8 protein-coding genes are annotated in these 11,034 nt (G+C 48.1%); all 8 read left to right on the top strand.

Annotation, left to right across the window (positions count from 1 at the left end):
- Positions 1-864 precede the first annotated feature (864 nt).
- The gene (locus PSHG_RS05135) at positions 865-1,830 is read left to right on the top strand and encodes an ABC transporter permease (RefSeq protein WP_010270368.1); all 966 of its coding nucleotides are present in this window, start codon (positions 865-867) and stop codon (positions 1,828-1,830) included.
- 79 nt (positions 1,831-1,909) lie between these two features.
- A complete protein-coding gene (locus PSHG_RS05130; protein ID WP_010270364.1) occupies positions 1,910-2,803 on the top strand; it encodes a carbohydrate ABC transporter permease in 894 nt (297 codons plus the stop codon).
- 37 nt (positions 2,804-2,840) lie between these two features.
- A complete protein-coding gene (locus PSHG_RS05125) occupies positions 2,841-4,448 on the top strand; it encodes an extracellular solute-binding protein (protein WP_010270362.1) in 1,608 nt (535 codons plus the stop codon).
- A 164-nt stretch (positions 4,449-4,612) separates the two neighbouring features.
- Positions 4,613-5,728 (top strand): LacI family DNA-binding transcriptional regulator, encoded by a 1,116-nt coding sequence (locus PSHG_RS05120; RefSeq protein WP_010270360.1) that lies wholly within the window; start codon positions 4,613-4,615, stop codon positions 5,726-5,728.
- Between the two features lie 94 nt (positions 5,729-5,822).
- Positions 5,823-9,056 (top strand): alpha-mannosidase, encoded by a 3,234-nt coding sequence (locus PSHG_RS05115; RefSeq protein ID WP_010270359.1) that lies wholly within the window; start codon positions 5,823-5,825, stop codon positions 9,054-9,056.
- Between the two features lie 43 nt (positions 9,057-9,099).
- Positions 9,100-10,029 (top strand): glycoside hydrolase family 43 protein, encoded by a 930-nt coding sequence (locus PSHG_RS05110; RefSeq protein WP_010270358.1) that lies wholly within the window; start codon positions 9,100-9,102, stop codon positions 10,027-10,029.
- A 211-nt stretch (positions 10,030-10,240) separates the two neighbouring features.
- Positions 10,241-10,414: a 30S ribosomal protein S21 gene (rpsU, locus tag PSHG_RS05105; protein WP_005547957.1), complete on the top strand. Its 174-nt coding sequence runs from the start codon at positions 10,241-10,243 to the stop codon at positions 10,412-10,414.
- A gap of 14 nt (positions 10,415-10,428) precedes the next feature.
- The gene (locus PSHG_RS05100; RefSeq protein ID WP_010270287.1) at positions 10,429-10,872 is read left to right on the top strand and encodes a GatB/YqeY domain-containing protein; all 444 of its coding nucleotides are present in this window, start codon (positions 10,429-10,431) and stop codon (positions 10,870-10,872) included.
- The last annotated feature ends 162 nt before the right edge of the window (positions 10,873-11,034 follow it).

Below are 11,034 nucleotides of genomic sequence, written 5' to 3'. Positions count from 1 at the left end.
ACCCAATTACCGGTGATTTGTATGAAACGTCGTACAAATACAGGGGATTAAAGGGCGATTACCCAAGATTTGTATGACAAATCGTACGAATATAGGGATTGAAGGGCGATTGCCCGAGATTTGTATGACAAATCGTACAAATACCGGGGTCTAAGAGTTGAGTCCGTACAAATACCGGGGTTTACAAGGAGATCCAGCCAGTGTTTCATACGAAATTTCGTAAAAGTTATAACAAGCTTATGAATTAAGTTACGTTACCCGAGCTTGCTCATCATGCGGGGAGTATACGCGGGGGGTTATTTTCACAGAAAAACCGCATACAATCGCCGCTCCAGCGGGTCCCGAGGCGAATTTGGGGCTGTCCGGTAAGTCAGCGTTGACTGACTGCTGGACGCCCGTTTTCATTGAATTTTCCGGTTCCCTTCCTCATAACAAGGCGCGGTGTAGACGGATTTGAGATCAAATATTATGTTTTTCCGCCAACTTTTTATTTTGGCGGACTTATGGGACAGCCCCTTTTTTGTGTGGCTGTTTTTTATAATTTAGGAAAAAATGCTGAAGCCTACTATATCGATGAATGGGACTCACACATAACTAGCAGAGGATAACAGCCCGAAAATGTTGTTATGACTTTTTTGCTGTCATTTCTAATTCAAACAGTTCTCCAACCGATGTTTTCTGACATAAGTTATATTTTTATTAAAGAAAAGAAATATAGTTTTGAAAATTTTGTAGACATTATCCTAAATTACATATATCATTATGATAATTAGATATACCATATTGTAAAGCAGCTGCATGAATTAACAAAGGGGGCGATCATTCTCAGGCTAATACTCCCAGCAAAAAGGAGATGAGTGTTAGATGGCAACTGGCTTATCTTCACCTACGACATCCTCCAAGAAGCAGCGTTTGAAAGAAAAAACCATCTATATCAAAAAGGCACTGAAAAGAAATACCGGACTATATATCATCATTTCTCCGGCGGTCCTGTATTTTTTGATTTGGCATTACTGGCCTATGTATGGAGTTCAGATTGCATTCAAGGATTTTGCCCCAGGCTTGGGGATCTGGAACAGCCCTTGGGTAGGCTTTGAGCATTTTGAGCGTTTATTTAATGCCTACTATTTTTGGACCATTCTAAAAAATACGCTGGCTATTAGCATCTACGGTCTGCTAGTGGGTATTCCGGCACCTATTATTCTAGCCTTAATGTTTAATGAGCTTAGAAGTAAGCGATTACAAACTGTTGTGCAGACGATTTCGTATGCTCCTCATTTTATATCAGTCGTCGTCGCGGTCGGAATTTTAATGTTCTTCATATCTCCTCATAACGGCGTCATCAATTCGATCATTGAGACGTTTGGCGGCCAGAGAAGAGATTTTTTGGCCGAACCCTCTAACTTTTGGCATCTGTTCGTATGGTCTGGAACGTGGCAGGGAATCGGCTGGGCCTCCTTAATCTATACAGCGGGAATGGCCGGTATTTCTCCAGAATTATATGAAGCCGCTTACATTGATGGTGCCAATAAATTCAGAAGAATATGGCACGTTACACTTCCGGGAATTCTGCCCACGATTGTGATCTTAACGATACTGAGCGCGGGCGGCATATTGAGCGTCGGCTTCGAAAAAATACTGCTGATGCAAAATGACATGAATCTTTCCACCTCAGAGGTCATTTCCACATACATGTACAAAAGCGGTATTCTCAATGCACAGTACAGCTTCTCTGCTGCGGTAGGGTTGTTTAACAATGTGATCAATTTCATCATGCTTATCATCGTCAATGCGATTGCCAAACGGGCGGGTGAAACAAGCTTATGGTAACCCGGATAATGCTTGGATGCGGCAATTCTGCTCATGAGACGGCACTGCCCGTGGAACTCTGCAAAGGAGTGAAAGCACGTTGAACAATATAAAGCGAACACCGGCCGAAAAATGGTTCGACTTGGTCAACCTGGTGCTTGTCCTGGGAATTACGGCAATCATCTTGTATCCGCTTGTTTTCGTAGTTTTCGCCTCGATGTCCGACCCGAGATTAATGTACGACAGCCCCTTGCTGCTGTGGCCAAAAGGATTTAACCTGCAGAGCTATGCAACTGTATTTGAAAACTCTGACATTTGGCGCGGTTACCTGAACACTATTCTGTACACCTTTGTAGGCACCTCAATCAACATTTTTATGACAGTATGCGGTGCTTATCCCCTGTCCCGCAGACGATTTTTCGGCAAAGGCTTCTTCACCTTTTTGTTCATGTTTACGATGTTTTTCAGCGGAGGCTTGATTCCCAGTTATTTGGTCAATCAGCAGCTCGGAATCGTCAATACGATGTGGGTGCTCGTGCTTCCAGGGGCGATCAGCGCTTTTAATCTGATTATTATGAGGACATACTTCCAAACCCGGATTCCTGTGGAGCTTGAAGAAAGCGCCTACGTGGATGGCTGCAATGATATCCGGCTCTTGTACAAAATTGTGCTGCCCCTATCAACGCCTATTATCGCTGTTATGATTTTATTTTATGGAGTCGGCCACTGGAACTCCTATTTCGAGGCGATGATTTACATTTCCAACCGGGAATTGTTCCCGCTGCAGCTCATCCTGCGAGAAATTTTGATCAAGAATGAATTTAGCGATATGCTGTCCATTGCTGTCGATGAACAGTATGCCGAGCGAATGATCGTCCGGGAAGGACTCAAATACGCCGTTGTTGTTATATCATCACTTCCTTTGCTAGTCTTGTACCCGCTGCTGTCCAAATTTTTTGAAAAAGGAATTTTGGTTGGTGCAATTAAAGGCTGATCAGCCTGAACAAATAACCAGGAAAAGAGGTTGGGGTATGAACAAGAGATGGAACGTATTGGCGTTGCTGCTGGCCGTGTCGACAGCTTTGGCAGGATGTACGGGGAACGGGGAGTCGCCGTCCAGCGAGTCACCGGAGGAAGCGGCACAGGACGGGATAACGCTGAAGTTTACCCGGATCAGTTATAATGATGTGCGCCCGCCGTCCAAGGATTTGTGGATGTGGAAAAAATACGAGGAAATGACCGGGATTAAAATAGAGTGGGAGGAGATATCCTCCGGAGCCGTTAACGAGCGGAAAAATGTTATTCTCGGCTCGAATGATCTGCCGGACGCCTTCTACCAGCTTGGCTTCTCCCAGGATGAATTAATTAAATACGGGCAGCAGGGCCTATTTGTACCCCTTGAGGATTTAATTGAGGAGCATGCCCCGAATTTGAAAAAATTGTTCGATGAGAATCCGGATATTAAAAAGACGCTGACGATGCCTGACGGACATATTTACTCCTTGCCCTACGTAGATTTTGCGAAGTCTTATTCGACAATTCGGTTATATATCAATAAAGTTTGGCTGGATAATCTGGGTCTGCCCGTTCCCAAGACGACCGATGAGCTTCGGGATACCTTGAAAGCATTCGTAACGGAGGATGCCAACGGCAACGGTGATCCTAACGATGAATACGGCTGGGTAATGGAATCCGGGAACATTAATTGGTCGCTGGAAAGACAGCTACTAGGCAGCTTCGGAATGGGTAACGGCGGAGGAAAGGCCGCAGGGAACTGGATTTATAAAGACAAGGACGGCCAGCTGAAAACGATTTTTAATGATCCCAAATATAAGGAAGTATGGAGATACATGAACCAGCTGTGGAATGACGGTTCGATTTCGCAGAACAACTACTCCGGTTATGAATACGCACAGTGGGTAGCGGATGCCGCTCAGGGGAGAGTCGGTGCCTTTTCCTGGGCAGACCCCTATTACATAGGCGGAGAGGAGCTCTATAAAAATTATATCGGCATCAACGTGCTGGAAGGTCCCGAGGGAGATAAAGTAGTTAACTGGATGGATCCTCCGACGCGAGGCACCTCTTCTTTTACCATCACGAACAAAAACCAATATCCGGTAGAAACGATCAAGTGGGTTGATTATTTCTATGGAGAAGAAGGCTCTTTATTCGGTTATTTCGGGCTTGAAGGAGAGACTTATCATATGGTGGACGGAAAGCCGGAATATATCGATGAGATTAAAAACTATAAAGGCGGTGTACAGCTGGGAGCTTTTCAATATGTAGACAATGTATACGGTGGCTTTTTCCCATACGTTGAGCCGCCTGCAGAATTAAGAACGGCAGTCAAAGGGAGAACTTTGGACGAAGAGATATTAGCCAGTGCAGAGGAATTGGAGCAGTTCGCTCCGGAGGAAGTATGGCCATCCTTTACGCCTACGGAAGAAGAGAGCAAGCAGACAAACGCAATTCTTACCGACATCAACAAATACATTACCGAAATGCGGGTCAAATTCATAACAGGCGAGGCCGATTTGGATAGGGACTGGGATAACTATGTGAATACGCTTGATCGAATGGGAGCTGAGAAATATTTGGAGATTCGCCGGGCACAGTATGAAAGATATAAAGCGCAATAAAGGCAAGCGGGGAAAATGAAAATTTTTACTTCCACTTAAGGTTGGACAGCCATTTATCCACATAAAAATATATAACAAAAATTTACACGATAAATAATTTGTTATATAATATGTATTTAACGAAGCGGCATTTCGAAAGATGCTGTCATAGGATGTGAATAGTGGTGACCAACGAAAACAAATCTCTTTACCGTATTATTTATGATTTTTTAAGAGAGAAAATTGAGAGCCAGGAATATCAAATGAATGAGCAGCTGCCGACTGAAGCGGAACTGGCAGAACAGTTTCAAGTCAGCCGGATTACGTCTAGAAGAGCTTTGGCCGAGCTGGAGCGCCATGGCTACATTTACCGCAAGCGGGGAAGCGGCAGCTATGTGAAAGCGCCTATCAAGCCGGACCCGTTGAAGCGCAGCGTTCAGGACGGACTTCAAAGGCTGGTCTCTATGATCCTCCCGTTCGAGGATGCAAGCGGAATGGTAGATTATATTCGCGGAGCGTCCAACCTGCTGAACTCCCAGGGCTATTACCTGAGCATTCACCAAAGCGGCGGGGATAGCGCGAATGAGCGATCGCTTATCCGGACGCTGCGGGATCAAGGAATTCCGGGTATCATTTTCTATCCGATTAACGATACCAACAATTATGATGTCCTCCATGCGCTGTACCTGGAGGAGTATCCAATCGTTACGATTGATAAAAATTTTGAGAGCATACCGATCGGCAGTGTAGTTTCCGACAATTTCGCTGGCGGGTATATGGCGGCGAGCAAGCTGATTGAGCTGGGCCACCGCCGTATCGGTTTTGTCTCATCGGTTAGTATCGAGTCCACATCCTCTGTCAGGAACCGGTATTTCGGCTACTGCCGTGCTTTAAAGGACAATCAGATACAGGTCGATAACCGAATCGTTATTCTTAATGCTATCGAGCAGGCGAGAAACAACAAGACGGAATGGCTTAAATCACTGTTCGAGCTGTTTCATCAATATGATGTAACCGCCATTCAGGCAGAGAACGATCTGGTTGCGATCGATTTGCTCAAGTACGCTGCCGATGCCGGTGTGCGGGTGCCTCAAGATATATCGATTGTTGGCTTCGACAATCATGAGCTGACTAAGCATTTGGAAATCCCCTTGTCTACAATTGAACAGGACTTTTACGGAATAGGGCAAAAAGCGGCGCAGATGGTTGTTGATTTGCTGGAAGCCAGGAAGCCTCTTCCTGAAAATATAACCTTCCCGGTGCGATGGATCGAAAGAGAATCAACCGCTCCGGTGAAATAAAGGCCTGAAACTGTCTTTCCGGAAATTTAAGGGCTTTATGATTTTTTTGCAGCCGCTTATCGCCATACATTAGAACTGTGAGAGGAGAAACCTAATGTTCCTTACTGAAGCGAAGCTGGAAGCAAGAATCAGGGAACTGCAGAACTACCGTTACCGGGATGCTATCCGTATTCCCGAATTTGCCATCATTATCGACACAGAGGGTAATATCGCTGCCAAACCGCCTGCAGGCGAAGGCGCAGGAACAATCCGCGTGGGTGAAAAGTGGAGAGGAAGGGACCTGTACGCTTGGCTCATGACCACTGTAACCATTCCTAGAGAGTGGACAGGGCGTAAAGCCGTAGGCCGTTTCGATTTTGGCCGAACAGGCGGGGGCAACAACTCCGGGTTTGAATCGCTGTTATTTTTGAACGGTCAACCGTACCAGGGCGTTGACTCCAATCATGAGGAAGTGTTCCTTCCTGCAAGCCTGGCAGGACAAACCGTTTCCTTCTCTTTCCGTCTGTGGTCCGGCTTGGAGGGAGGAGGACCGCCAAAGGAGCAGGAGCATACGGTGCAGCTGGCAGAGGTTGCCTGGCTGGATGAAGACGCCGATGACCTGTATTACACGTCCAGAGCAGCTTTAGAGACCATAAAGGTGCTTGATCCGAATCAGCCGGAGCGGATACAATTGCTCAGTTTGTTAAACCGCGCACTCAAAAGACTGGATTGGTCGCAAAAGGGTGACGAGGCATTTTATGAAAGTGTTAGGCAAGCGCTTGCAGAGCTTAAGAGCGAGCTGGCCGAGACTGGCAAACAGCACCCGGTTACCGTGACCTGCATCGGACATACACACATTGATGTGGCCTGGCTGTGGCAGCTGAAGCACACCCGTGAAAAATGCGCCAGATCCTTCTCAACGGTTTTACGATTGATGGAGATGTTTCCGGATTATATTTTTCTGCAAACGCAGCCACAGCTGTACGAATACATGAAAGAGGATTATCCGGAAATTTATGCCCAAATCCGCGAGAGAGTGCAGGAAGGGCGTTGGGAAGCCGGGGGCGGCATGTGGCTGGAAGCGGACTGCAATCTGACTTCGGGAGAATCGCTTGTGCGGCAAATTCTGTACGGAACCAGATTTTTGCGCGAGGAATTCGGGGTGGAGTGCCGTTACCTATGGCTTCCGGACGTTTTTGGCTACAGCTGGGCGCTGCCGCAAATCTTGCGGAAATCAGGCTTGGATACATTCATGACGACCAAAATTAGCTGGAACCAGTACAACCGCATGCCTCACGATACGTTCCGCTGGCGCGGTATCGATGGGACAGAGGTATTGACCCACTTCATAACGACACCGGAGCCCTGGTCAAAGCCCGGTTCATGGTTCTATACCTATAACGGGCGTATTTTGCCTGCAACGGTTAAAGGGATCTGGGATGCTTACCGGGACAAAAATTTGCATCAGGAGCTGCTGCTTTCTTACGGATACGGTGACGGCGGCGGCGGAGTTAACCGCGAGATGCTGGAGATGCGCAGGCGACTGGATACGATGCCGGGTCTGCCGCAGGTGAAAACAGGCCGGGCCGATGACTATTTTGAGAGACTGCAGGAGGCGGTCAATTCCACGGATGAATATGTCCATACTTGGGATGGTGAGCTTTACCTGGAATACCACCGGGGTACATACACCAGCCAGGCTTACAATAAACGGATGAACCGCAAGCTGGAATTGCTGTACCGTGAGACGGAGTGGCTGGGCGTTGCGGCTGCAGTGGATAAAGGGTGGCCCCTGTACAGGCAAAAGGACCTTTATGAAGGCTGGAAGATCATTTTGCGCAATCAGTTTCACGATATCATCCCCGGTTCCTCAATTCGTGAAGTGTATGAAGACAGCCGGCTCGAATACGAGGAAGCGGAGCAAATTGCGCGGGATGTCCGCGATGCGTCCTTCCCTCTGCTGCTTAACAACCGTAGTGCTGGCGAGCATAGCGCAAGCGGGGAAATGTATACGGTGTATAATTCCACTTCGTGGGAACGGGCCGATGTCGCGGTGATTCCGGCTGCCGAAGGGGCAGTGGAAGGAAGCTGGACAGACGCAACCGGCGAGCCATTGCGGGCTCAGTTTACGGGCACAAAATGGCTGGTTGAAGTTCCCGGCATTCCGGCAATGGGCTGGAAGACTATTAGCTATAAACAGCTTCCTGCTGCAGCAGCCCAGACGGAGAGACAAAGACCTGTTGCAAGCGGTGGAGAGGATGCTTCTTATTCCTCGCCGCCGTTCGAGACGCTTCCTTCCGGCCTGCGCACTCCGTTCTATGAAATCGAATGGGGAAGCGATGGACAGCTAACCCGGATTTTCGACAGGGACAACAATCGCGAGGTGCTGGCCGCCGGACAAAAGGGCAATGTGCTGCAGGTTTTTGAAGACAAGCCGCTGGCCCATGAAGCCTGGGATATCGATCTGTTCTATCAGGAGAAGAAGGAAGAAATCAGCGATTTAGTCAGAGTGGAGGTCATTGAGGAGGGGCCGCTGCGAGCGGTCGTTCAGTTCACCTGGACGTACAATCGTTCAAAGATTTGCCAGCAGATGATCGCATATACCACCCATAGACGGATTGACTTCTATACGGAAATCGATTGGCACGAAAGACAGCGCCTGTTGAAGACAGCATTTCCGGTAGAAGTCCGGGCAACGGAAGCGACCTATGACATTCAATTCGGTAATGTGAAGCGGCCGACGCACTGGAATACGAGCTGGGACTGGGCACGCTTCGAAACTGCCGGCCATCAATGGGCTGACTTGTCGGAGCACGGATACGGAGTCAGCTTGCTGAACGATTGTAAATACGGCTATGACATTAAAGACAATGTGCTTCGCCTATCGCTTATTAAATCAGCTGTCCACCCGGACACGGAAGCGGATCAAGGCGAGCATCGGTTTACTTATTCACTGCTGCCTCATAAAGGAGATTGGCTTGAGGGCTTCACAGTAGCCGAAGCATGGAACCTGAATAATCCACTAACTGTGACCCGGGGAATTAATGAGCGCGGTATTTTCTCGCTGTTCCATTCCTCCTGTGATTATATAGTTGTGGATACGGTCAAGAAAGCGGAAGATGCCGACTTGGCTGTAGTGCGGCTGCATGAGTTCGCTGGCGGTCGGCACCATGTTGAGCTTTCCAGCGACCTAAAGATTGTATCGTGGCAGGAATGCGATCTATTGGAAAGGCCGGCAGGAGAAAAAAACGCGGATAGCCGCTTACGGTTCGAGATTCGTCCCTATGAAATCAAAACATTTTTGGTAGAGTTCGCACCAGGCTTGAGGCAGCCAGCCGGAAATAAATAGGACGGCGGTCGGCTAACGCAATATTAAGGGAGGGGACGAAGGCATGAACGACCGTAATCAACGCTCATCGGGGAACCCTGTTATACCTGGCTGGTATGCGGATCCCGAAGCAAGAATTTTCGAGGGGCGCTATTGGATTTATCCGACTTGTTCCGCTCCGTACGATGATCAGATCAGCTTCGATGCTTTTTACTCGGAGGATCTTGTAGAATGGACCAAAGTTGAGCGAATCCTTGAGCGCAGCCATGTACCTTGGGCGAAGCGGGCGATGTGGGCCCCCTCGCCCATTGAGCGCAACGGCCGCTATTATTACTATTTTGCCGCCAACGATATTCAGAGCAATGATGAGCTTGGCGGAATCGGCGTCGCTGTTTCCGATCGCCCCGACGGGCCGTTTCATGACGCGCTCGGCTATCCTTTGATCGGCCAGTTTCACCATGGCGCCCAGCCGATAGATCCACATGTCTATATTGACGATGACGGCACTGCCTATTTGTATTATGGAGGCTGGGGAAGGTGCAACGTAGTCAGGCTGAATGAGGATATGACCAGCCTAGGTGCATTTCCTGACGGGGAAATCTTCAAGGAGATTACCCCGCAGGGCTTTGTTGAGGGCCCCTGCATGATCAAAAGAAAGGGGAGCTATTATTTTATGTGGGCTGAAGGTGGCTGGGGCGGGCCCGGATACTCCGTTGCCTATGCGAAATCCTCATCCCCTCTCGGACCTTTTACACGAGTTGCAAAAATCCTGCAGCAGAATCCGGCTGTCGCCACCGGAGCGGGGCATCACGGAATGATCCAAATTCCGGGAAGCGATGATTGGTTTATCGTCTATCATAGAAGACCGTTATCGGAAACCGATGCCAATCATCGTGTTGTCTGCATTGACCGGCTCCATTTTGATGACAACGGCTTTATCCTTCCGGTTGCCATGACCTTTACGGGTGTCCCGGCTTACCGTTTGCCTCTTTAGAATACAAGCAATCCGGCATCCTTCAGGCTGGTGGATTTGGACGGAAACGATGCGTACAGGACAGGGATAAACGGTCAATAATTCCGGTTTCTTCACAGAACGAACACGACCCAGGATGTAGGTTGACACCCGCTTTCTTTTTAACATATAATGAAGTTTGATAACCGTGTTTTGTCGTCTTGGACGGTCTGTTCGGAGGGAGGGAAATCTGGTGTCAGAAACTAAAGTTCGTAAGAATGAAACGATAGATGCTGCACTTCGCCGCTTTAAGCGTTCTATTGCCAAGGATGGCGTGCTGGCAGAAGTCAAGAAACGCAAACATTACGAGAAACCCAGCGTTAAACGCAAGAAGAAATCTGAGGCAGCACGGAAACGCAAGTTCTAGGAGGACTTATCTAGATGAGCTTAAGTGAACGATTGAACGAAGATATGAAGCAAGCGATGAAGAGCCAGGACAAATTCAGACTCTCCGTAATCCGAATGATCCGCTCTGCGATTAAAAATTTGGAAATCGATCAGCGAAGGACGTTGGATGACAACGAAGTGCTTGATATACTTAGTCGTGAGATCAAACAGCGAAGAGATTCCCTCCAGGATTTCGAGAAAGCCGGGCGTGAAGACCTGGCAGAAGCCGTGAAAGCTGAAATTGCCGTCATCTCCGAGTACCTCCCGCAGCAGCTGACGGAAGAAGAGGTTAAAGATCTTGTACTGCAGACCATTCAAGAAACAGGCGCTTCTTCCAAGGCGGATATGGGTAAGGTGATGAGCGCCCTAATGCCCAAGTTAAAGGGGCGCGCTGACGGTAAGCTGGTTAATCAGCTCGTTCAGCAATCCCTCAATTAACGAATATGCTGGAATATAAACACCCTTCGGGGTGTTTTTTGCTTTTTCATATCAGTATTTGCATAAATTCCAGCGAACTAACAATTTATTCAGTGGCTCAAGCTGGAAATAAAGGGTATGATTAATTAGGGGTTCTTCCGCTGTAAATTGGGTAAACTATGA

It is taken from the genome of Paenibacillus senegalensis JC66 (assembly GCF_000285515.1).
Lineage (GTDB): Bacteria > Bacillota > Bacilli > Paenibacillales > NBRC-103111 > Paenibacillus_L > Paenibacillus_L senegalensis.
Note: the sequence above shows the minus strand (reverse complement) of the source record. Positions and strands in the feature narration are given on the sequence as shown.

Excerpts from the sequence above, each read along its gene's own strand:
- PSHG_RS05115 (WP_010270359.1), top strand. The coding sequence starts at position 5,823 with ATGTTCCTTACTGAAGCGAAGCTGGAAGCAAGAATCAGGGAACTGCAG.
- PSHG_RS05125 (WP_010270362.1), top strand. The coding sequence starts at position 2,841 with ATGAACAAGAGATGGAACGTATTGGCGTTGCTGCTGGCCGTGTCGACA.
- PSHG_RS05135 (WP_010270368.1), top strand. The coding sequence starts at position 865 with ATGGCAACTGGCTTATCTTCACCTACGACATCCTCCAAGAAGCAGCGT.
- PSHG_RS05110 (WP_010270358.1), top strand. The coding sequence starts at position 9,100 with ATGAACGACCGTAATCAACGCTCATCGGGGAACCCTGTTATACCTGGC.
- PSHG_RS05100 (WP_010270287.1), top strand. The coding sequence starts at position 10,429 with ATGAGCTTAAGTGAACGATTGAACGAAGATATGAAGCAAGCGATGAAG.